The organism is Aeromonas sp. A04 (assembly GCF_047780465.1).
In the GTDB taxonomy this organism is placed as follows: Bacteria; Pseudomonadota; Gammaproteobacteria; order Enterobacterales; family Aeromonadaceae; genus Aeromonas; species Aeromonas bestiarum.
In genome coordinates, this window is record NZ_JBLNHP010000005.1 from 70465 (window position 1) to 91601 (window position 21137).

Below are 21137 nucleotides of genomic sequence, written 5' to 3' on the forward strand. Positions count from 1 at the left end.
ATAGAAGTGTCAGTTGTGGCCCATTTCGCCTTTCCATAGGGTGAGTCTGTCCCGGCCCGACGCCGGAGACTGACCCACTTCGTCACGAGGACAGCATCATGATGCAGCTCGACACCCGACTACCTCATCCCACCCCTTCAACGCGGGTACCTTTCCACGCAAGCCACCTCGCCGAAGCCCGTGCGGAGGCCACACCATGACCACAATCACCACACTGGATCTTGGGGATCAAGGCCTGCTGGCAGCCTACCTGTCTGCGGCCTCGCCGGCCCTGCTCAATCAGAGCTATGCCAATCTGCTGCTGATGCAGCAGTCCCTGGCCAGGAGTGAGCTCGACTCATCCCTGGCAGTCAAGATTGAGGCCTACCAGGCCCAGATGCTCAACCAGGCGCGCTACTACCAGCAAGACAACCTGCCTGGCCTTATCCATCTGATGAGCTATGGCTCGAATTTCTACGCCCTGGTCGCGGCCTTCAACCGCTTGCTCGGCCAGGATGACGATGCGGCCGTGCTGGCCGGGCGAGCCAAGCTGGCAGAACAGCTGACCTCGCTGGCCGATCAGGCCCGGAGTTACCGGCTCTTGGCCCAGACGCTCAACACCCGGGTTCAGGTCGCCTGGGGTTCGCTGCGTCCCCTGATGGACAACTTCCTGGGGGTGATCACTCAGCTCGAGCAGGATCTGATCGCCGATGCCCAGCGCCAGGCCAAGGCCATAGACGCACTGAACCAGGCCATAGCGGCAAACATTCAGGCCATTGTCGATGAGGGTGGCAAGGCCGGTGAGGGTGTCAGCCAACTGGGCCACGCTATCGTGACCTCGCTGGCGCTGGAGGAAAAACCCGCCGCCAAGCCTGCCGCTAGCCAAGGCACGGCCAAGGGATCAGACCAGCAGACCCAATACATGATCGCCGGTATCCAGGCCCTGTCATCCGGCATAGCCGGTGCCAGCCTGGCGGCCAAGGAGCTCAAGGCCAATACCCAGAAACTGGCTCAGGCCTATCAGGCGCTGGCAGAGACCAACGCCATGCTGACAGTCGCAAAGTCGGTGCAGGCCCAGAACCAGCTGTTTGTCAGCACCTACGAGACGGTAGCCAGGGCGATCACCGGCCTGCCCTCGGGCTGGCAGAAGGTGGCCGACGCCTATCAGAGCGCCGTCCCCATAGTGGCAGACCTCAGCAACGACGGCGATGTGCGTCTGCTCAGACGCACCCTGGCGCTGGATACCCAATCCTGGCAACAGCTCTCCGATCAGGTAAATGACATCAAGACCGCCTACGCCGGCAACGGCGTCCTGCCCGATGCTTAACCCCACCACAAAAGGACGATAGACATGATAAATGCAACCATCTCCATGGATCAGAGCATGGCTGGTCAGGCCGGTCAGGCGCTGCAGATCCAGACCTATTGCAACAGCGTCAAGCAACAGGTGTCCGTGGATTTCAGTCAGTTCCCGAACCTCAAGGACAACCAGACCCAGATCAACCAGGGACTGGACGTCGCCAAAGGGCATGCGGATCTGTACCTCAACCAGATCCAGCCACAGATCATCACCAACATCAGCAACATCTCCAACTACTACGCTCTGCAAAATGCCATCCCGACCGTGCTTCCTCCCGGTTCCACCAAGGCCCAGTGGCTCAGGCAGTTGAACGTCATCAAGGAACAGGCCACCGAGTACCACAAGGTATCCTCCGACACCCGCCTTATTATCCTGGATCTCAACAACAACCTGATCACCGACTCCCGCAACTTCCAGGGCATAGTGGTGAACCTCAACAGCAAGGTGCAGGGTGACAACGGGGTGCTGGCTCAGCTCAACGGTGACATCGACAAGGTCAACGCGGCCATCGACGGCGCCATCGCCGGCATAGTGGTTGGGGGCTTGCTGGTGATTGGCGGCGCCTTCGTCACTGCCATAGGCGCAGTGGCCGACTTCGTCACCGCCGGCACCTCGACACCTGTGGTAATAGGTGGGGTCGCCATGATGGTGGCAGGCGCCGCCGGTATCACGGCAGGCTCCATAGTGCTGCACAACTCGCTGGGCGCCCGCCAGGATCTGTACCAGAAGCGCAGCAACCTCAACAGCGAGGTACTGATCGCCACCCAGATCGGCAATGGTTATAAAGGGCTCCAGGTACAGGCCCAAAACGCGGTCAATGCCGCGACCCAGATGAGCAATGCCTGGGACGCCCTGACCTCGGATCTCGGCAGCCTGATCACGGATCTGGACAAGGGCATCACCAGCGGCGATGACATCCGCCAGCTCTGGTTGACCGCCGCCGACACCACAGTGAAGACGGTGCTCGTCGACGTGAACACCATCAAGGCCCAGATGGCCGGCGTCAGCCCCATGCAAGTGCCCGCGACCGCCACCATAGCCGATTTCGTCGGCCGTCTGGCCGCCTAAACCAAAGGAGGGCGGCCAGACCGCCCTCTTCCATCAAGGAGAGCCCATGAGCAACGGTATTCTTTCTCAATCCATTGCCAACATGCAGCAGGCCGAAGCCGTCATTCAGTCCTTCACCGGTCTGCCGCAAAACGCCGTCAACATCCAGCAGAACGTCGAGGAGGTGGTCGCGGCGCTGCTGCCCCAGGTGCAAACCATGCAGCAGCAGGTCCTGGCGTTTGGTGCGCGCCTGGAGGTGCAACTGACGCAACAGCTGGCCAATACCGGCCCCTTCAACCCCGAGGCGCTCAAGGCATTCGTCGATCTGGTCCAGCAGGAGATCGCCCCCATCCAGACGCTGACCGCCCAGACCCTGACCGCCAGCCAGACGGCCAACGATCGCATCACGCAAGACAACATAGCGTTGCAACGGATCGGCGTGGAGCTGCAAGCCACCATAGCCGGGCTGCAATCCAACCTGGCCGGGGCCCGTCAGGAGCTGGACTCCCTCAACAAGAAAAAGCTCTACCTGCTGGGGCTGGGATTGCTGGGGCTGCCGGGCCTCATCGCCCTGGCCGTCACCCTGACGCAAACCCAGAACAAGGTGAACAGTCTGGAGGGACAGGTGAACCAGATTGAGGGGCAGATCCAGCGTCAGCAAGGCTTTCTCGGCCAGACGACGGCATTCTCCCAGCAATTCGGTTCCCTCATCGATCGGGTGAGCAAGGTCGGCAACACCATCACCCTGCTCGGCGGCGATATTGCCAACGTCGCCCGCGATGCCGGGCAAGGGGATCCGGAGCTGGCGCGGCTCTTCTTCACCGCCGCCCTCACCGAGGTGCGCACCCTGCAGGTGGATGCCTCCTGATACCCCAGCAACAAAAAAGGAGAGGCCAAGGCCTCTCCTTTTTCATAGTGCGCGTTTCATGGTGCGCGGGGCCATTGCCGCCCCGGCACGTTTGCCCCAAGCGGCTTAGTGCAGCTTCAGGGTCGGGCGCAGCACCCGGTTGATGCGACCCACCAGCATGATGAGACCGGTCTTGACGTAGCCGTGCAGGGCGACCTGGTGCATCCGATAGAGCGAGATGTACACCATGCGGGCTATGTAGCCTTCCACCATCATGGAGCCACGCATCAGGTTGCCCATCAGGCTGCCCACGGTGGAGAAGCGGCTTAGCGACACCAGCGAGCCGTGATCGTGATAGAGGTAGGGCTTCATCTCGCCCCCTTCCAGCTTGGCCAGGATGTTCTTGCACGCCTGGGTCGCCATCTGGTGGGCGGACTGGGCGCGCGGCGGCACAAACTTGCCATCCGGCTGCGGGCAGGCGGCGCAGTCACCGATGACGAAGATGTTCTCGTCACGGCTGGTCTGCAGCGTCTCTTTCACCACCAGCTGGTTGATGCGGTTGGTCTCGAGCCCGGCGATATCCTTCATGAAGTCCGGCGCCTTGATACCGGCGGCCCACACCATCAGATCCGCTTCGATGAGCTCGCCATCCTTGGTGTGCAGACCCTCGCTGGTCGCTTCGGTGATCATGGTGGCGGTACGCACGTCCACCCCCAGCTTCACCAGCTCCTGATGAGCGGCGCCACTGATGCGCTCCGGCAGTGCCGGCAGGATGCGGGGGCCCGCTTCCACCAGGCTCACCTTCAGGCTGTCGGTGGTGAGGTTCTTGAAGCCGTAGGCATAGAGCTGCTCGACCGCGTTGTAGAGCTCGGCGGAGAGCTCGACGCCGGTGGCACCGCCGCCGACGATGGCGATCTTCACCTTGTCACCAGGCTGGTATTCGGTGGCGAACTGCAGGAAGCGGTTCATCATGCTGTTGTGGAAGCGGTGTGCCTGGGAGGGGCTGTCCAGGAAGATGCAGTGATCCTTGATGCCCTTGGTGTTGAAGTCGTTGGACACGGAACCGATCGCCATCACCAGGATGTCGTAGGGCAGTTCCCGCTCGTTGACCACTATGTCACCGTTATCGTCGACGATCTTCGCCAGTACGATGCGCTTTTCGTCGCGCTTGATGTCGGTCAGGCTGCCCAGCTGGAAATCGAAACCATGGTTCTTGGCATGGGACTGGTAGCTCAGGGCATCGATGCCCGCATCCATGGAGCCGGTGGCCACTTCGTGCAGCAGGGGTTTCCACAGGTGGGTACGGTTGCGATCGACCAGGGTGATCTTCGCCTTGTTCTTCTTGCCCAGCTTGCGACCCAGGCTGGTGGCCAGCTCCAGACCGCCGGCCCCGCCGCCGACGACAACAATATTGGTCATGGTTAATTACCTCGGTTCCATTAAAGCGAAGGGAGCCATCGGCTCCCTTGATAGTTGAATCCATGACGTGACGATCAATCAGGCTTCCTTGAAAGCCTTCATCTGTTGCAGGTGATGAGAGATGTTCCTGAACTTGTGAGTCTCTCGCTCATCCCACACGATGTTGTAATAATTCTTCAATTCACGCTCAGTTTCGCCATTATCGCGGATTTCATCCTGAACGGAAAGGATGCAGAGGCAATTTCCTGAATTTTTACTACGAAATTCAGACACACATTTGGTGCCTATATCCTCGTACTCTTCCGGTCTGTCTATCTTGCCCTGCATGGTGATCTCGGGGTGCAGGTTGGGATTGAAGATCACCTGCTTGATGCCGCACAGGAAGCCGATCCGCTCGCTCCAGTAGCCTCCCAGCCCCACTCCGCAGATGAGGGGCTTGGGGTCCGTGCTCATGTCGAGCTGCTTCTTCACTTCCTTGAGCAGGTGGCTCATGTCATGACGGGGATGAACCGTGCTGTAGTGCACGAAACGCACATCATCATCGATAAACTGCAACTGCAGCACTTTTTCATGATTGCCGGGGCTGGTGGCATCAAAACCATGCAGATAGATGATCATGGACAAGACCTCAAAAACTGTGTCGGTTCTATCGAACCTACCCCAGCGGCGGGGCCCTGCGCCACCAAAACATCCCACTTTCTTGCTTTGGATCACGCCTCCGGTTGCGGATGAAACCAGATTGAGGGGGCCTTTCCCCCGCGCGAGTATCAAAGTGAGAGCCCGCCAGGCAGAAATGATACGCCGGCTACCAATGTGAGACCCCGTCCCACAGGCCGGCAAACGATTGCCCTTCATAGCTTGCCAACCCTGTGATCCCGTCCACAAAACCACCGGCAGGCGCATCACTACCAAGCCAATGCGCACGTTTTGTGCAGTATCCGCCACCATGGGTGCGCAGCCGGGCTGGCCATCCACGCCGATCATACCTGCACGCACAGGATCGGCGCCCGTCCCCCTGTCCAACCCATCCCGGGTCCCTGAGCGGGACAGCCAGCCCCATCTTGCCCGGCCCTGCCGGTCGGGCCGCAAGGAGTGAGGTATTCATGAACCAGACCAATCCCCCCGGGAGGACCACCCACAGTCCCGTCGATGAAGTGGAACGCATGCTCCCCCCCGGCCAGCTCTTTACCCTGGGTTTGCAACATGTGCTGGTGATGTACGCCGGCGCCGTGGCGGTGCCGCTGGTGATAGGCGGCAGCCTGGGGCTGCCCAAGGATCAAATCTCTTATCTCATCAGCTCGGATCTGTTCTGCTGCGGCATCGTCACCCTGCTGCAGTGTCTGGGAATAGGCCGGTTTGCCGGGATCCGGCTGCCGGTCATCATGTCGGTCACCTTCGCCGCCGTCATGCCCATGCTGGCCATAGGCGCCAACCCGGATCTGGGGCTGACCGGCATCTTCGGTGCCACCATAGCCGCCGGGATCCTCTCCACCCTGCTGGTGCCCCTGGTCGGTCGCCTGATGCCGCTCTTCCCGACCGTGGTGACGGGTGTGGTGATCACCTCCATCGGGATCAGCATCATGCAGGTGGGGATCGACTGGATGGCGGGGGGCAAGGGCAATCCCGAGTACGGCAGCCTGCGCTACATAGGCACCAGCTTCCTGGTGCTCGCCTTCATCTTGCTGGTGACCCGCTTCACCAAGGGCTTTTTCAGCAACATCTCTGTGCTGCTCGGCATACTGTTCGGCTTCGTCATCGCCATCGGCATGGGCGAGGTGAACCTGACCGGCCTGGATGAGGCGGCCTGGTTTGCCCCCATAGTCCCCTTCGCCTTCGGCTGGCCCACCTTCGATCCCATCTCCATCGCCACCCTCACCGTCATCATGCTGATCACCTTCATCGAATCCATGGGGATGTTTCTGGCCCTCGGCGACATAGTCGGTCACCCGGCCAGCCGGGGCGACATAGTGCGGGGGCTGCGGGTGGACGGCATAGGAACCGTGATTGGCGGCATCTTCAACAGCTTCCCCCACACCTCGTTTTCCCAGAATATCGGGCTGGTGAGCGTGACCGGGGTGTCGAGCCGCTGGGTCTGCGTCATGTCGGGGGGGATACTGCTCGCCTTTGGCCTGATCCCCAAGATGTCGCTGATGGTCGCCTCCATTCCCCCCTTCGTGCTCGGCGGCGCCGGCATCGTCATGTTCGGCATGGTGCTGGCCACCGGCATTCGCATCCTGGCGCGGGCCGATTACAACAGCAACCGTCACAACCTCTACATAGTCGCCATCAGCTTGGGAATAGGCATGATCCCCACCGTCTCCGGCCACTTCTTTCAACACTTTCCCGCCGCACTGCAGCCGCTGCTGCACAGCGGTATCCTGCTGGCGACCCTGAGCTCGGTGCTGCTGAATCTCTTCTTCAACGGCTACCAGCCGGATCTCAGCCACCAGCCTCGCCCCCTGCTGGTGGGCCCGGTTCGGCCAGTCGACCCCCAGCCATAAAAAAGCCGCCGGGCAGATACACTGCCCGGCGGCGCCTTCACGTGCCAGAGTCCCCTCAGCCGCAGGTCTGCTCGAAGCGATCCACCGCCGCCGCCACCAGCGCCATGCTGCCCTGCCAGAAGGCAGCCTCGCGGATATCCTGACCCAGGTGTTTTGCCACCAGATCTTCGGCGCTCATGCGGCCGGTATCGCGCAGCAGGGCGCGATACGCCCCGGCCACATTCGTTTCCCCTGCCGCCTGACGGCTCATCAACTGCTGATAGACCCCCAGGCTGAACAGATAGCCAAACAGGTAGGGGTAGTTGTAAAAACCGAGCCCGGCGATGGAAAAATGCGCCTTGGCCGCCCAGAACAGAGGGTGATAACGCACCAGACTCTCCTCATACCAGCGGCCCCAGGCTTCATCCGTCATCGTCTTTAGCCGCTGTGCCGACACATAGCCCTGTCCACGGGCAGCCACCAGCGCCTGCTCGAAGTCGAAGCGGGCCGGAATGTTGACCAGGAAGGTGGCGGCGCCATCGGCTTCTGCCCAGGCGATGGCCTGCTGCTGCTCCGGCGTCTGCGCCTGCTCGAACAGGGCGCTGCGCACCAGGGTTTCGGCAAAGATGGAGGCGGTCTCCGCCAGCGTCATGGGGTAGCTGCGTTGGCTCATGGGCAGATCGCGAATGAGCCAGTTGTGCCAGGCGTGACCCAGCTCGTGGGCGAGCGTGATGACATTGTCCATGGTGCCGGCATAGGTGATAAAGACTCTCGGCTCCACCGGCTCGGCAAACTTGGTGCAGTAGGCACCGGTACGCCGGTTCGGGGTGGGCGCCGCATCGATCCAGCCCTTCTCGGCCATCATGCGGGCAAACTCCCCCATCTCGGGATCGAAGCGGGCGAAGGCCTCGGCGATGATGTCGATGGCCTCCTCGAACGGGATCTCGCGGCTGCTGGCGGCCGGGGGCGGTGCAAACAAGTCCTCCGGCCCCAGATCGTCGATGCCGAGCCGCTTCGCCATCAGCCCCAGCGCCCGCTGGCCCAGACCCCGGGCGTGATAGGTTTCGGCCATGAGGGTATCCAGGGTGGTGCGCTCTATGTGGCTCTGATGGCAGGAGAGTTCCAGCGCATCCAGCATTCGCTGCTTGCCGCGCTGGCGCGAAAGCTCCAGCCGCCAGCCATTGAGGGCATTGAGGATGGCCGCCACCGTCTCCTGCTCCCCTTCCCAGCTGGCACTGATGGCGTCGAAGGCTTCCCGGCGCAGGGCCCGTACCGGGCTGGAAAGCAGGTTGCTCGCCTCGGCCAGCCCCATCTCGCGGCCGTCGATCACGAGGCGGATCTTGCCCACCAGATCGTTGTAGAGGTTGCCCCAGGCGTGCAGCCCGTCGGTGCCAAGCCCTATCACCAGCTGCTCTGCCTCCACCGGCAGGCGCTGATCCTGCAGCCGGCGCTCATGGCGCAGCCGGTAATCCTCTTCTCCGAGCAAGGGATCCTGCATCAGCCGCTCAAACTCGGGTTCGGGCAGCCCCAGCATCAGATCTTCCACCGGGGCCAGGGTCTTGAACAGATCGGCGTTGAGGGCGCGGGCGCGGGAAGCCAGCTGCTTGGCGAGCACATCGCGGGCGTCCTGACTGCCCTTGCAGGCCGCCAGTATGGCGACATTCCAGCCGATATTGCGGATCCGCTGGGCCCGCAGACGCACTTCGCGCAAAAAATCGGGCAAGGCGTCGGCGTTGCCCAACACCTGCTCAAGACCGTCGATAAAACCGGCAAGCTCGGCTAGGTTGGCTCGGGCCAGGCTCATGTCCGCTTCCAGCTCGGGGCAATCGAGGGCGGGATAGATATGCTGGTTGTGCCACTGTTGTGGGTAGATTCGTTGCTGCATCAAACGCTCGTCATCAATATCAGGGGGCAGAGGCTGCCCGGGGTGAAATGCGCGTGGCCGGGCCGCTGCGGGCTCGCCACGAAAGAAACAGGGGCCGTAGGGGCGACCCCGAACGGCCTGTCTGATCAACCGATGCGATCAGATGGGCCAGCCCGTCACACCAGTCGCTCGAGGCGGTCGACCGCCTCCTCCACATAGCGCAGGCTCTCCTGCCAGAAGGCGGGTTCGCGAATGTCGACCCCCAGGTGTTTCTCCACCAGATCCTCGGCGCTCATGCGGCCCGTGTCGGTGAGCAGCGCGCGATAGGCGTGGGCAAAATCGCCCCCGGCCCGCTCCTTCTGGGCATAGAGCCCCAGGCTGAACAGATAGCCGAACAGGTAGGGATAGTTGTAAAAGCCGAGCTCGGTGATGGAGAAGTGGCCCTTGCTGGCCCAGAACAGCTCGTCGTACTGGCTGAGGGTGTCACCATACCACTGCTGCTGCGCGGATTTCATCATCTGCCGCAGCTGGCTTGCCCCCACATAGCCCTGCTCCCGCGCCGCCACCAGGGCCCGCTCGAAGGTGAAGCGGGCCGGAACGTCGAGCAGCAGGCTGGCGGCACGCTCCCCGTCCAGCCAGGCGATGGCTCTGCGCTGCTCCATGTTGTCGGTGGCGGCAAACAGGGCATCGCGCACCAGGGTTTCGGCAAACAGGGAGGCGGTCTCCGCCAGCGTCTTGGGGTAGTCGCGCTGCTCCAGCGGCAAGTCCCGCAACAGCCAGCTGTGCCAGGCGTGCCCGAGCTCGTGGGCCAGGGTGATGAGGTTGTCCATGGTGCCCTCGAAGGTGAGAAACACCCGAGGCTCGGGAGGATAGGCATATTCGGTACTGTAGGCACCGCTGCGCCGGTTTGCACTGGGGGCTGCATCAATCCAGCCCTTCTCGGCCATCATACAGGCAAAGGCCCCCATTTCAGGGTCAAACCCGGCGAAGGCATCGGCCACCAGGGTCAGTGCCTGCTCGAAGCTGAGCGAGGCAGGGGTCGCGGCGGGCGCAGGGGCATAGAGATCCCAGGGGGCAAAATCGGTGATCTGCTGGGCGCTGGCCATGGCGCGCAGGGCTCGCCGTCCCAGCGCTTTGTGGGCGTCAGCCTCGGCCATCAGGATATCCAGGGTGGCGCGCTCGATATGGCTCTGATGGCAGGAGACATCCAGCGCATCGAGCCGACGCGTCTTGCCACGCTGGGCGGCGAGTTCGTTGCGCCAGCCGTTGATGGCGTTGAGGATGGCGGCTACCGTCTCCTGCTCTGCCTGCCAGGCGGCCTGGATGCCGTGCCAGGCGCTGGCACGGCGCGCCCGATCCGGGTGAGCCAGCAAGTTATCCGCCTGGGCCAGTTCCATGGGCTCTCCGTCCACCACGGGCCTGAGTCGGCCCACCAGACTGTCGTAGAGATCCCCCCAGCCTTGCAGTCCATCCACCCCCAGCCCCGCGATCAACTGTTCGCTCTCCAAGGAGAGCCGTTGATCCTGCTGGCGCCTGTCGTGACGGATGGCATAGGCCAGCTCGAACAGCTCGGGATCCTGCAACAGGGCCCGCACCTGCCCCTCGGGGGCGCTTGCCCAGAACAGGGCCACAGGTTTGCTGAGCTGGGCCAGGGTCGCCTGCAACTGCTGACCACGGGAGAGCAACGCACGCGCCGCTTCGTCGCGACCATTGCGACTGAGCCGGTTATAGGCATAGGTCTGGCTGTTCCAGGCCAGCCGGCAAACGTCGGTCCAGCAGGATCTGATGGCCCGCAGCAGGTGGCGCAAGGCATTGATGTCGGTGGTCTTGGGCAGTTCATCCAGCAAGTGCTGCAGGCTGTTCAGGGTCTCGCGGGCACGCTGGAAATCGGCGTCGATCGCCGGGCAATCGGGGGCGGCATAGATGTGATCATCCAGCCAAACGGGTGGGTTCATGATAGTCCTTGTTTGTTTGCATCCATGTCATGTGGCCCCGCCTCTGTGGGCTGGTGCCAGTTCGGATAGTACGAAGGGGACCGGCACTTGCCCAGCCCCCATCCGAGTCAACAAACAAGACGAACAATCACCTGTGCGACGGCCTCTGTCGGCCGAGCACAAACAGTGGACAGGCCGCCGTTATTTGGCGGGTTTGAGTTTGCTCACCAGGGTCATGGCCAGTACCAGCACCATGCCCGCCACCACACCGGCCACGGCGTTGAGCAGGGTCGGCGTCACCGCGGCCAGCACGGCGCCCACGGATGGCAAGGTGGCAAGGGCTGCGGCCGCAGCTTCAACCAGGTGATGGGCGAAGGGCCAGCCATGCACCAGAATGCCGCCACCCACCATGAACATGGCGATGGTCCCCACCAGTGCCAGCAGGTGCATCAGACGGGGCGCAGTCACCAGCAGGCCCCGCCCCACGGCCCGGCGCAAGGGGCCACCATCGGGCTTTTGCAGCAGGTGCAGGCCGATATCGTCGAGCTTGACGATAAGGCCCACCAGGCCATAGACCCCTACCGTCATCAGCAGGGCTATGCCCGCCACCACGGAGATCTGCAGGCCCAGGCTGCTGCCTTGCACTGTGCCGAGCGCGATGACTATGATCTCGGCAGAGAGGATAAAATCGGTGCGAATGGCCCCCTTTATCTTCTGCTGCTCGAAAGCCACCAGATCGTCCGGCACCGGGCCCCTGTGTTGCTCGCTCTCTGCCGCCTCGTGGGGCAGAAACTTGTGAGCCAGCTTCTCCGCCCCCTCGAAGCAGAGGTAGGCGCCCCCCAGCATCAGCAAGGGGGTGATGAGCCAGGGCACCAGGGCGCTGATGGCGATGGCGGCAGGCACCAGAATGAGCTTGTTGCGAAACGACCCCTTGGCCACGGCCCACACCACCGGCAGCTCCCGCTCGGCCCGCACGCCGGAGACCTGCTCGGCATTGAGGGCGAGATCGTCCCCCAGCACGCCGGCGGTCTTCTTGGCCGCCACCTTGGTCATCAGGGCCACGTCATCGAGCACGCTGGCTATATCATCGAGCAGGGCCAACAAACTGGTTCCGGCCATATCAGGCATTCCTCATATCAGTGGAAACATCCCCCGGGCACGCAGGCCATCTCGCCGGGCAGGCGCCACAGGCGAATGCCGACCAGAGGGGGGTCCTTATTTCAGGCAAAAGATGGCACAGTGTAACGAGAAGCCGCCCGTTAGGCAGCAACCACATCAGGGTCAATTGGCCTTGTTTCACCCCGAGTCCCCCCGGCTCAAGGAGTTCCCATGCAACCCTGGCAATCTCTGCTCGATTTCTGGTTTGGCGATGACGCCGACGACGCCACCCGCGCCAAACGGCAAGCCCCGCTCTGGTGGGGAAAAAGCAGCGAAACCGATGCGCTGATAGCCGACCGCTTTGGGGCGCTGGCCGAAGCCGCCGCCACCGGCTCTCTGGCCCACTGGGCCGAGGTACCCGTCGGCCGACTGGCGCTGATCCTGCTGCTGGATCAACTGCCACGCAACATACATCGCGCCACGCCCGGCGCCTTTGCCCAGGACCCGCTGGCCCGGGATCTCTGTCTGAAGGGCTTGTCGCTGGGGGCAGACAAGGCGCTCTCGCCGCTGGCGCGGGTCTTCTTCTACCTGCCGCTGGAACACGCCGAATCGCGCGAGCAGCAAGTCCGCAGCGTGACCCTGTTCGAGGCGCTGGCGGCCGAGCAGGCCGGCAGTCCGGCGCAGGCCACCTTTGAGGGCTTCGCCGATTTTGCCCGCCGCCATCAGCTGATCATCGAACGCTTTGGCCGCTTTCCTCACCGCAACGCCATCCTGGGTCGCACCAGCACGCCGGAGGAGGCCGAATTTTTGCAGCAACCTGGCTCCGGCTTCTAGGCCAGCCGCAGAGACAAAAAAACGGGCCCGATGGGCCCGTTTTGCATGCAGGGAGTGGACAAGGGGCATCACGCCGCCTCTGCCAGCTCCTCCTCTTTCTTCTGATAGGCCTGGGGCGAGAGACCCAGCAGCTCCTGCACTGTGGAGGCGACCGTGATGGAGGAGATGGTCCCCACCAGGATGCCGGCGAACAGGGTGAAGGCGAAACCGTAGAGGGCATCGCCGCCGAACAGCAGCAGGGCGCCCACGGTAAAGAGGGTGGTGCCCGAGGTGATCATGGTGCGGCTGAAGGTGGCCTTGATCGCCACGTCCGAGCAGTCGTGGATGGAGAGCTTGGTGCGTGAGCTCAAGATGTCCCGCAACCGGTCCGAGATGACGATGCTGTCGTTGAGGGAATAGCCGATCACCGCCATCAGACCGGCGATCACGTTGAGGTCAAACTCGATGTTGAACAGCGCCAGCAGCCCCATGGCCACCAGGCCGTCGTGCAGCACAGACACCAGGATGCCGATGGCCTGACGCCACTCGAAGCGCACCGCCAGGTAGGCGGAGATGGCCAAGGAGGCTACCAGCACCGCCAGCATCCCCTGCTGGAACAGTTCGGCACCCACCTGAGGGCCGACTATGGTGGTGCGCAGCAGCTCCACCGGCAAGTTGAGCTGTTGACCCAGCATGACCGCCAACTCCTCGGCCGGCCAGGGCAGCTCGTGGGGTGGCAGCTTGATGAGCCACTCCCCCGGGATGCCGGCGCCGCTCAGCTCGACCGCCCCTGCCAGCGGGGCGCTCAGCAGGGCGTTCAGTTCATGGGCCTCTTTCAGGGTCTGGATGCGAAACTCCAGCAGTATGCCGCCGGTGAAGTCGAGCCCGAGCGACAGCCCGTTGATGGCCAGCACGGCTATGCTCGCCACCGTCAGCAGCACGGAGATCCACAACCCGATGTAACGCCAGCGGGTCAGGCCCATGGCAACGATCATTCTCAACATAATTCTATCCTCGACAACAGCTGACTCGGGCTTCTCAACCGGAAGCGCGTGGCGCAGGCGCGGAGTAGGCTCGAACGCGCGGCGCTATGGCACAGAGTGAATGCAGGGGTCACGGTCACACCCTCAGCAGCTTGTCGCTGCTCTTGCCCCACAGGGGGTTGATGATGGCGCGGGTGCCCCAGATGCCGGTCACCATGCTGGATATGAGACCCAGGATCAGGGTGATGGAGAAGCCCTGCAGCGGGCCCGAGCCGATGGAGTAGAGCACCACGGCGCAGATCAGGGTGGTGATGTTGGCATCGAAGATGGTGCGAAACGCCGAGCGATAGCCAAAGTCGATGGCATTGGCAAGACTTCCTCCCTCCCGCAGGCGGTCCTTGATCCGTTCAAAGATCAGCACATGGGTATCCACCGCCATGCCGACCGTGAGCACCAGACCGGCGATCCCCGGCAGAGTCAGTACGGCCCCCGGCAGCACGGCCAGCATGCCCACCTGCATCAGCAGGTTGGCGATGAGCGCCGTGATGGCGACCCAGCCGAACTTGCGATACCAGGCCATCATGAACAGCATCATGCCCGCCATGCCGAACGCCAGCGCGGTGAAGCCCGCTTCTATGTTCTGCAAGCCCAGGGTCGGGCCGATTGAGCGCTCCTCCAGGATCTTCAGCGGCGCCGTCAGGGCACCGGCCCGCAGCAGCATGGCCAGCTCCTGGGCCTCTGGCAGACTGCCAATACCCGTGATGCGGAACTGGTTGCCGAGCGCCGTCTGTATGGTGGCGACGTTGATCACCTCGCTCTGGGCGCGCAGCTTGCCCTGGGCGTTGGTCTTGTATTCGGTGAAGACGGTGGCCATCGGCTTGCCCACGTGCTGGCGGCTGAACTGGTTCATCTTGCTGCCACCCAGGCTGTCGAGCACGATATTGACCTGGGGTTGGCCCATCTCGCCCATATTGGCGCGCGCATCGACTATGTGCTCACCACTCAGCACCGGCTTGCGGGCCAGACCGACGGCCTGACCGCTGCGATCCGCCATGAAGAAGCGGCTGTCGGCCTGGGCCTCGTAGAAGGCCAGCGACGCGGTCGCACCTATCACTTCCTTGGCCTGCTTGGGATTGTGCACCCCGGGCAGCTCGATGCGGATGCCATCCTGACCCTGACGCTGGACCGAGGCCTCGACGATTCCGAGCTCGTTGATCCGCTTTTTCAGGATTGACAGGTTCTGGGTCACGGCGTTGTTGGCCAAGAGGGTGCGCTCGGCCTCGCTCATCACCAGCCGCAGCTCGTTGCCGCTGCGATTGAGTTGCCACTGATCCTGGCGGGTGCCGGCGGAATCCTTGATGATGTTGAGCCAGGGCGCCTGATCGGCCACCTCGGGCAGGGTGACTCTCACCTCCCCTTCGCTCACCCGGGCCACGTTGGCGCCCCGCAGGCGCGCCTCGCGGAACTGGGTGCGCAGCATGTCCACCAGGTTTCTGGTCTGGTTGTCCACCACGAAGCTGAGATCGACCCCGATCAGCAGCTGGGAGCCGCCGCGCAGGTCCAGCCCGAGCTTGATGGGGGCGGCGCCGAGCTGGCTGATCCAGGTCGGGGCATTGGAGTAGAACTCCAGGGTCAGGGCCGCGCTGTCATAGCCCTGCTGCTCCAGCAGCTGCTTGGCCCTCTGCTGTTCGGACTGGCTGTTGAACACCAGTTCGACCCGCTCTTTCTGTTGCACCTGTTTGACCGGCGCTATCTGGTTGTCGGCCAGCAGGGTGCGCTGTGCCTCGGTCAGGCTGGTCTGGCCGTGCAGGCCGAGGGAAGGCTGCTCACCGAAGAAGGTGGGCAGGGAGTAAAACGCGAAGGTGAACAGCATGAGCAGCAGCAGGGCATACTGCCACATGCTCATGCGATTCAGGGTGGTACGACTCTTTTTTCTCATGGCAAAAGCCTCTGTCAGGAGAAGGCGGCGCACTCGCCCCCCATGGCGGGAGCGGCACGCAAGAAAATACAAATGAGACTGGGCGCCCGTTCACGCGCGGTGAGCAGGCTTTACAGGAGACGATGAGGCAGTGCAGCGAGGCCGGACCCCATCGGGATCAGGCGAGATAACTCTGGGAGAAGCGGTATTGCAGGTGTTGGCGTTGCAACCTGTGCCGGTGAATGGTGGCAAAGCGGTCGCGGAAGCTGTTTTTGGGGTAGAAGAGCGCCGCATAGAGCAGCAGGCCGCACAGCAGCAGCAGGATCGCCTGCTGTGACCAGCTCATGATCAGCTCGTAGACGACGCTGCCGGGCTGGTGATCGCTGCGCAGGGAGTGTTCGAGCCGCAGCAGATGATTCTGATGGGAGCCGACAAACTTGACGACACCGTCGTCGCTGTCGCTGGCGCTGTGGATCACCAGCAGGGTATCGGACTGATCGCCCGTGCCGGCATCGCTCATCACCTGGCCAGGCTGGGAAGCGGCCTGAGGCGCGGATACCTTGAGCCCCTCCACCGAAACGGTAGAGAGCAACAGAGTGAGCGAGATGAGCAGTGTCATCAACGCCAGTTTCACTTTGTCCAGCAGGCTCAAAAAGTTAATTCCCAAATAATAGAAAGGGCAAACTACCACAGGCACCCAACAAGGACAAGGGCGGCAGGGCCGTCAAGCCTCGCACGGCGCCCTGCCGAAAACGAAACTCACCCCTGTGACATCTGCCTGAAATCGCGGGCATAGCCCTTGAGCAGAGTGTAGAGATGGGCGCGCTGGGAGATGTCCAGCGACTGGCTCAGGGCACTCAGCCAGTTGACGGTGCGCTGGCGGGATTGATCCGTGTAGCCGGTGAAACGGCCATCCATGAGTCCATCCCCCTGCTGCAACAGGGCGGTGAGCTGGGCACCGAAGTCCGGGCTCTGGCGCTGCTGCATCAGCCTGTCCAGCTCCCTGGTCCAGGCGGTCTGAAACTCCAGCCAGGGGGCCTGCAGCTCGTATTGCCACTCCACCCACTGGGCCACCAGCGGCGCCTGGGCCGGCTTCACCTCCCCGATCCAGAACACCAGCCGCTCGTTCATCTTGCCGGTGAACTCCTTGAGCAGCTCGGCCTTGGGCTGGCGGGCAAAATCCTGCTCCCGCTCGGTCTGCCGGCTCAGCCTGTCCTTCATGAACATGGCCACCTGCTCCTCGGTCAGGGTACGGGCCAGCCGCACGGCGCGGGGAACCGTGTTCTCCAGGGTGCGGGTCAGGCTCTGCTGGGCCGCATTCAGATGAAGCGAGACCTGGGCCGGGCTCATGGGGCTCGCCACCGCCCTGGCCAGCGCATCCAGATCATCGGCATAGCGGGGCACCTCGTACTGGCGGTGCCAGGCCATCAGCCCCTTCACCTCGTTGTCCAGCAGCCGCTTCTGGCTGCGATCCAGCGAGAAATAGTCATCCAGCTGCCAGACGATGGCAACATCCAGCCAGTAATAGACCACCCGGGTGGAGCAGCCCACCAGCAGCAGACAGATCAGCAGCAGGCTCCAGCTGCGGGGTTGACGCCAGGAAAAGGAGGTCACCATGCACTACTCCAAAGATTGACGAGTTGATGATTCATATCGATCTGATCCTGCCTGTGCCAGCGTTGATACGCAGCGATTCGTGTCGAGCAACACCTGCCCCCCGCCACCAGCCCTACTCCAGCCGTTGACGATTCGTGTCTATCAGGGCCTGGTAATCGGGCCCGGGAGTGTGCTCGGCCATCAGCAGCGCCCACAACAAGCCTATGTAGTCGACCCAGGGCAGGAAGGCCTGGCTCTGAAAGCCCCGGCTTCCCAAACGCGCCCCTGCCCGCTCAAGATAGCCGCTCTCCAGCGCCTCTCGCTGGCCGTCGTCCCAGCCGTGGGTGCGCTGTATGCTGGCCACCTCGAAACCGGGATGACCGGCGGCGCCATACTCCCAGTCGATGACCCAGGGCCGGGTTCCCAACAAGTTAGCCGGATTGAGATCATGATGGCAAGGGAGCCAGCAATCGGTCGGCTCGCGACTGGCCAGCAGTCCCCGTTCCAGCGCAGGCAGCCAGTCAGGGATCCGGGCCAGACGGCCGCGATAACCGGCGGCATGAGCCCGCACCGCCATCACCACGGCGGGCACCGGCAGCCGGTGCAGCCGTATCAGCACCTCTGCCAGCAGACCGGGCTGCTCGGCGGGGGGCGGGGGCGCCTCGGCCCAGTTGGGTTCATCGCACCAATCCAGCAGCATCAGGCCGCTGGCGGGATCGCTGTGATGACAGGGCAGCGCCAGCCCCTGCCCCATGGCTCCCCGATAGAGCTGCCACTCAGTCGCCCTGTCGATACCGAGCCGACAGGGATCCGGATGACCGAGCCGCAAAAAATGACTGCGCCCCGAGGGGAGGCGCAGTCGATAGTTGCAGTTGGTCAGGCCGCTGGCCAGCGCTTCCAGCCGCCCCGAACGCCAGGGAGCCGGCAGGCTGGCCAGCAACTCCAGCTCCGCCAGATCACCAGCCAAAGGTGGATTTCTTCGCCTGTTTGCGGATCTCTTTCTGATCGGCCCACAGCAGTTCGCCGTTTTGCAGATCCATCAGGTTCATGGTCATCTGGTAGTAGACATCCTTCACCTTGCCGTTGTCCTTGACGATGCTGGCAAGGTTGCCATAGACCATGTAGCGGGCACCGGTCTGCTTGCCCAGACGCACCATGGAGGCGGGATCCACCATGCCGCTGCTCTGTTGGTATTCAAGCTGCTGCTTGACCGCCGCCACCTTGCTCATGTCGACGAAGCGGAACTTGCCGGCTCGCAGCAGCTTGGTACGGATGGTGTCCGTGATGGCCTCGGTGTCGATGTGCTCAGAGGTCTTGTTGCGGATGGAGTCCATGAACATCACGGGACGACCGCCTGCGGTGATCTCGCTGGTGGCCGGCGAGGCGAGCATGGAGTCCGCCATCTTGTCGGCAATGGCCTGCAGATCCGATGAACCGTAGTCCACTGTCACCGTCTCGGTTTCGGTCGGATCGCCATAGCTGACTGTGGTGCTGGAACAGCCGCCAAGCAGCAGGGCGCCGGTCAATATCAGCAGGGCATGATTCATTTTCATCAGTAGGATTCCTCAATCACTTCGCGTACGTAAATCCGGTATCCCCGGGCGGCCGGGCTCGGCGCCAGGGCAGAGAGGGTGCGGGTCTGATAGCCGTGCAGCTTGATAGGGGTCCAGCCGCGACCATCGCTGGCCACCTCCTGCCCCGCCTCATCATACCAATAGAACAGGTATTGCAGCTTGTTGTCACCGCGCTGGGTGCTGGCCGCCGCCACATTGACCTGCAGCAGGCCGTTTTGCTCGCGCCGGCTCAGCTCGGTCAGGGTCACATTGACGTTTTGATGTTGCTCCGCCACCGCCGCAGCGCCCGCCGCGCCATAGAGCGCCACGCCGGAGGTATTGGTGGCGCAGCCGGTCAGCAGCATCACCAGGGCCAAACCGTATGCTTTCATCTTGATCTCCTTAGCCGGCAGGCCATCTGGGCCCGCCCGTCAGTCATGGGTGTCATGGTCCCGGGCGTGCGCTTAGAGCGGCATCACCCGGGTCGTCAGGCCGGCACCGAGCCGCTGCACCCACACCAGGGTGGTACGCCCGCCGTGAACGGTGAGCGGCAGGGTGCGCATGGCGCTGCCCGCCCCCAGGGTGAGCTGCACCTCGCCAGCCGGCAGCATGCTCTGCCAGCTGGACGCCTGGGCCGGCAACGTCAGCCAGCTGCGGGTATCGGCCCGCTCCGAGAGGGTATTGAAGATGCCGACCAGAATATTGCCCACATCGCCCCCCTCCTTGGCGGCGGTGCGCCTCAGCTGCTCCTTGGTCACCAGCCGCAGCGCCTGACGGGTCAGCATGCCCGGCAACCGCTCCTGCAGATCCTTGGCGGCCAGCGCCTCCAGCCGCACCAGCTCGCTGGTCTGCTCAACCCGCTTGCCCACCGATACCGTCAGCGGGCCCGTGTTGCTGGCCCGGTTGTCGTAATAGGGCACTGCCACGGTAAAGGTACGAAAATCGCCGCTGGAGGTGGAGATGGGCAGCGGCAGGAACAGCTCGCGCCGCGCCGGGATCAGCCCATCTTCAAACAGCACCACCAGCTGCCCCTGATTTTTGGTTAAAGGCGGCGCCTTGCGACCCAGCTTCTTCTCGGTTTCCTTGAGCTCGTCCGGGGAGCCGCGCAGCCGCGCCAGGCGCAGCAAGGCATCCTGCAGGCTCTGGTTGTCCGGCGCTATCTGGTAGCCGCGCTGATAGTCGACCCAGGCATCGTTGAGATCCCCGGCTGCCTCATAGAGCACGCCGGAGAAATAGAAGGTGTAGGCGTTCTGGAAACCGTTTTTCACCTGGCCTATCAGCCGGTCGAGATCCGGTGCCCCGCGCGACATCAGCTGGCGCATCTCCCGCTCTGTACTAGCTTCGGCCCCTTTCTCTCTGGCCTTGCTTACCTCCCCCGCCCGCGCCTTGAGGGCACGCTCCTGCACCTGGTTGGCACGGCGCACCTCCACCAGGGCGCCGTCGGCGTCTCCCCGCTGCAGGTAGTTGAGGGCCAGATAGTGATGCAACATGGTGCGCTCATAATCCGGCGTCAGGTAGGCCATGCTCTGATCGTTGGTGAGCAGGCTGCCCGCCTGACCCAGCCCCTGGCTCAGCCGGTATTGGGCCTGATTGTCTTCCCACTCGAGGCGGCTGTCGGCGGCGGCGAAGGCCTGCTTGCTGCCCGCATCCTGACCGGCCAACCAGGCGATGCGGCCCTGCTCGAGCCGGTCCAGCACATAGGTGTCGTCCCCCAGGGTGGACTCGCGCACTTCGGGCAGCGCCTCGGCGACGTGCCCCAGCAGCAGCTGGTTGCGCAGGGGCACCATCTGATCGGAATAGGAGACGAACATGTCCTGCCAGTGGGAGGCGCAGCCCCCCAGCAGGGCACTGGCCAGCAGGAGGCCGGCCAGACGGGGAAAGCGGTGCATCACAGGCAGAGCAGCGGCCCCAGGGATTGACCCCCTACCAGATGCATGTGGATGTGATAGACCTCCTGCCCGCCGTGGCGATTGCAGTTCATGATCAGGCGATAGCCATCCTCGGCGATCCCGGCCTCGCTGGCCAGCTTGCGGGCCACTGTGAACATGCGACCGAGGGCCAGCTCATGTTCGGCTTCCACGTCGTTGACCGTGGGGATCAGCACGTTGGGAATGATCAGGATATGGGTCTTGGCCTTGGGCTGGATGTCCCGGAATGCGGTCACCAGATCGTCTTGATAAAGGATGTCGGCGGGGATCTCTTTACGGATGATTTTGCTGAAAATGGTTTCTTGCGCCATGGATAAC

19 protein-coding genes are annotated in these 21137 nt (G+C 63.1%); 5 read left to right on the forward strand and 14 right to left on the reverse strand.

The genetic code is table 11. The features are described from left to right. Positions 1 to 196: 196 nt before the first annotated feature. From ACM3N8_RS15980 to ACM3N8_RS15990, 3 genes are read left to right on the forward strand one after another with little or no spacing between them, the layout of a single operon-like run. Positions 197 to 1306 carry a hypothetical protein gene (locus ACM3N8_RS15980; RefSeq protein WP_290019206.1) on the forward strand — a complete coding sequence of 370 codons (1110 nt, stop codon included), beginning with the start codon at positions 197 to 199 and terminating at the stop codon, positions 1304 to 1306. 24 nt (positions 1307 to 1330) lie between these two features. Continuing rightward, positions 1331 to 2407, forward strand: a complete 1077-nt coding sequence (locus tag ACM3N8_RS15985) for an HBL/NHE enterotoxin family protein (protein WP_043141162.1) — start codon at positions 1331 to 1333, stop codon at positions 2405 to 2407. A 46-nt stretch (positions 2408 to 2453) separates the two neighbouring features. Beyond that, a complete protein-coding gene (locus tag ACM3N8_RS15990) occupies positions 2454 to 3254 on the forward strand; it encodes a hypothetical protein (protein WP_098983823.1) in 801 nt (266 codons plus the stop codon). Between the two features lie 105 nt (positions 3255 to 3359). Here ACM3N8_RS15990 and ACM3N8_RS15995 read toward each other — a convergent pair whose 3' ends face one another. After that, positions 3360 to 4652, reverse strand: coding sequence for an NAD(P)/FAD-dependent oxidoreductase (locus ACM3N8_RS15995; protein ID WP_098983822.1), 1293 nt, complete (start codon positions 4650 to 4652; stop codon positions 3360 to 3362). 78 nt (positions 4653 to 4730) lie between these two features. After that, entirely contained in the window at positions 4731 to 5270 is a 540-nt protein-coding gene (gene ycfP, locus ACM3N8_RS16000; RefSeq protein WP_043556158.1) for an alpha/beta hydrolase YcfP, read from the reverse strand. Positions 5271 to 5755: 485 nt separating this feature from the next. On the opposite strand from ycfP, the gene ACM3N8_RS16005 reads away from it, so the two are divergent. Beyond that, positions 5756 to 7153: a nucleobase:cation symporter-2 family protein gene (locus tag ACM3N8_RS16005; protein ID WP_241280618.1), complete on the forward strand. Its 1398-nt coding sequence runs from the start codon at positions 5756 to 5758 to the stop codon at positions 7151 to 7153. A gap of 55 nt (positions 7154 to 7208) precedes the next feature. Here ACM3N8_RS16005 and ACM3N8_RS16010 read toward each other — a convergent pair whose 3' ends face one another. The 3 genes from ACM3N8_RS16010 to ACM3N8_RS16020 form a co-directional block, all read right to left on the reverse strand. Beyond that, positions 7209 to 9017: a M3 family oligoendopeptidase gene (locus tag ACM3N8_RS16010; RefSeq protein ID WP_416016334.1), complete on the reverse strand. Its 1809-nt coding sequence runs from the start codon at positions 9015 to 9017 to the stop codon at positions 7209 to 7211. Between the two features lie 155 nt (positions 9018 to 9172). Then, a complete protein-coding gene (locus ACM3N8_RS16015) occupies positions 9173 to 10951 on the reverse strand; it encodes a M3 family oligoendopeptidase (protein WP_416016335.1) in 1779 nt (592 codons plus the stop codon). Positions 10952 to 11131: 180 nt separating this feature from the next. Beyond that, positions 11132 to 12049: a DUF808 domain-containing protein gene (locus tag ACM3N8_RS16020; RefSeq protein ID WP_274454057.1), complete on the reverse strand. Its 918-nt coding sequence runs from the start codon at positions 12047 to 12049 to the stop codon at positions 11132 to 11134. A gap of 210 nt (positions 12050 to 12259) precedes the next feature. Here ACM3N8_RS16020 and ACM3N8_RS16025 point away from each other — a divergent pair, with 210 nt between their 5' ends. After that, positions 12260 to 12862 (forward strand): DUF924 family protein, encoded by a 603-nt coding sequence (locus ACM3N8_RS16025; RefSeq protein WP_416016336.1) that lies wholly within the window; start codon positions 12260 to 12262, stop codon positions 12860 to 12862. A 68-nt stretch (positions 12863 to 12930) separates the two neighbouring features. On the opposite strand, the gene secF is transcribed toward ACM3N8_RS16025, so the two are convergent. The 9 genes from secF to hinT all read right to left on the reverse strand — a co-directional run bounded on the left by secF (position 12931) and on the right by hinT (position 21130). Then, entirely contained in the window at positions 12931 to 13845 is a 915-nt protein-coding gene (gene secF, locus ACM3N8_RS16030) for a protein translocase subunit SecF (protein WP_172955328.1), read from the reverse strand. Positions 13846 to 13960: 115 nt separating this feature from the next. Then, a complete protein-coding gene (gene secD, locus ACM3N8_RS16035; RefSeq protein ID WP_103470543.1) occupies positions 13961 to 15763 on the reverse strand; it encodes a protein translocase subunit SecD in 1803 nt (600 codons plus the stop codon). A 157-nt stretch (positions 15764 to 15920) separates the two neighbouring features. Next, a complete protein-coding gene (locus tag ACM3N8_RS16040) occupies positions 15921 to 16394 on the reverse strand; it encodes a hypothetical protein (protein WP_052449190.1) in 474 nt (157 codons plus the stop codon). A gap of 107 nt (positions 16395 to 16501) precedes the next feature. Further along, the gene (locus ACM3N8_RS16045) at positions 16502 to 17359 is read right to left on the reverse strand and encodes a DUF6279 family lipoprotein (protein WP_043141194.1); all 858 of its coding nucleotides are present in this window, start codon (positions 17357 to 17359) and stop codon (positions 16502 to 16504) included. Positions 17360 to 17471: 112 nt separating this feature from the next. Continuing rightward, positions 17472 to 18305 (reverse strand): phosphotransferase, encoded by an 834-nt coding sequence (locus ACM3N8_RS16050; protein WP_290019210.1) that lies wholly within the window; start codon positions 18303 to 18305, stop codon positions 17472 to 17474. Then, on the reverse strand, positions 18295 to 18891 hold the full coding sequence (lpoB, locus tag ACM3N8_RS16055; RefSeq protein ID WP_005302153.1) for a penicillin-binding protein activator LpoB: 597 nt from the start codon (positions 18889 to 18891) through the stop codon (positions 18295 to 18297). The genes ACM3N8_RS16050 and lpoB overlap by 11 nt, the downstream gene beginning before the upstream one ends. Continuing rightward, positions 18891 to 19283 carry a YcfL family protein gene (locus tag ACM3N8_RS16060; RefSeq protein ID WP_043141200.1) on the reverse strand — a complete coding sequence of 131 codons (393 nt, stop codon included), beginning with the start codon at positions 19281 to 19283 and terminating at the stop codon, positions 18891 to 18893. Before ACM3N8_RS16060 ends, lpoB begins: the two co-directional genes overlap by 1 nt. Before the next feature lie 72 nt (positions 19284 to 19355). After that, on the reverse strand, positions 19356 to 20780 hold the full coding sequence (locus ACM3N8_RS16065) for a COG3014 family protein (RefSeq protein WP_290019211.1): 1425 nt from the start codon (positions 20778 to 20780) through the stop codon (positions 19356 to 19358). Continuing rightward, a complete protein-coding gene (gene hinT, locus ACM3N8_RS16070) occupies positions 20780 to 21130 on the reverse strand; it encodes a purine nucleoside phosphoramidase (RefSeq protein WP_042869695.1) in 351 nt (116 codons plus the stop codon). Before hinT ends, ACM3N8_RS16065 begins: the two co-directional genes overlap by 1 nt. Positions 21131 to 21137 lie beyond the last annotated feature (7 nt).

Bases quoted from the DNA above. Each gene is read 5' to 3' on its own strand.
- ACM3N8_RS15980 (WP_290019206.1), top strand. From the start codon at position 197: ATGACCACAATCACCACACTGGATCTTGGGGATCAAGGCCTGCTGGCA.
- ACM3N8_RS15985 (WP_043141162.1), top strand. From the start codon at position 1,331: ATGATAAATGCAACCATCTCCATGGATCAGAGCATGGCTGGTCAGGCC.
- ACM3N8_RS15990 (WP_098983823.1), top strand. From the start codon at position 2,454: ATGAGCAACGGTATTCTTTCTCAATCCATTGCCAACATGCAGCAGGCC.
- ACM3N8_RS15995 (WP_098983822.1), bottom strand. From the start codon at position 4,652: ATGACCAATATTGTTGTCGTCGGCGGCGGGGCCGGCGGTCTGGAGCTG.
- ycfP (WP_043556158.1), bottom strand. From the start codon at position 5,270: ATGATCATCTATCTGCATGGTTTTGATGCCACCAGCCCCGGCAATCAT.
- ACM3N8_RS16005 (WP_241280618.1), top strand. From the start codon at position 5,756: ATGAACCAGACCAATCCCCCCGGGAGGACCACCCACAGTCCCGTCGAT.
- ACM3N8_RS16010 (WP_416016334.1), bottom strand. From the start codon at position 9,017: ATGCAGCAACGAATCTACCCACAACAGTGGCACAACCAGCATATCTAT.
- ACM3N8_RS16015 (WP_416016335.1), bottom strand. From the start codon at position 10,951: ATGAACCCACCCGTTTGGCTGGATGATCACATCTATGCCGCCCCCGAT.
- ACM3N8_RS16020 (WP_274454057.1), bottom strand. From the start codon at position 12,049: ATGGCCGGAACCAGTTTGTTGGCCCTGCTCGATGATATAGCCAGCGTG.
- ACM3N8_RS16025 (WP_416016336.1), top strand. From the start codon at position 12,260: ATGCAACCCTGGCAATCTCTGCTCGATTTCTGGTTTGGCGATGACGCC.
- secF (WP_172955328.1), bottom strand. From the start codon at position 13,845: ATGTTGAGAATGATCGTTGCCATGGGCCTGACCCGCTGGCGTTACATC.
- secD (WP_103470543.1), bottom strand. From the start codon at position 15,763: ATGAGAAAAAAGAGTCGTACCACCCTGAATCGCATGAGCATGTGGCAG.
- ACM3N8_RS16045 (WP_043141194.1), bottom strand. From the start codon at position 17,359: ATGGTGACCTCCTTTTCCTGGCGTCAACCCCGCAGCTGGAGCCTGCTG.
- lpoB (WP_005302153.1), bottom strand. From the start codon at position 18,891: ATGAAAATGAATCATGCCCTGCTGATATTGACCGGCGCCCTGCTGCTT.
- ACM3N8_RS16060 (WP_043141200.1), bottom strand. From the start codon at position 19,283: ATGAAAGCATACGGTTTGGCCCTGGTGATGCTGCTGACCGGCTGCGCC.
- ACM3N8_RS16065 (WP_290019211.1), bottom strand. From the start codon at position 20,780: ATGCACCGCTTTCCCCGTCTGGCCGGCCTCCTGCTGGCCAGTGCCCTG.
- hinT (WP_042869695.1), bottom strand. From the start codon at position 21,130: ATGGCGCAAGAAACCATTTTCAGCAAAATCATCCGTAAAGAGATCCCC.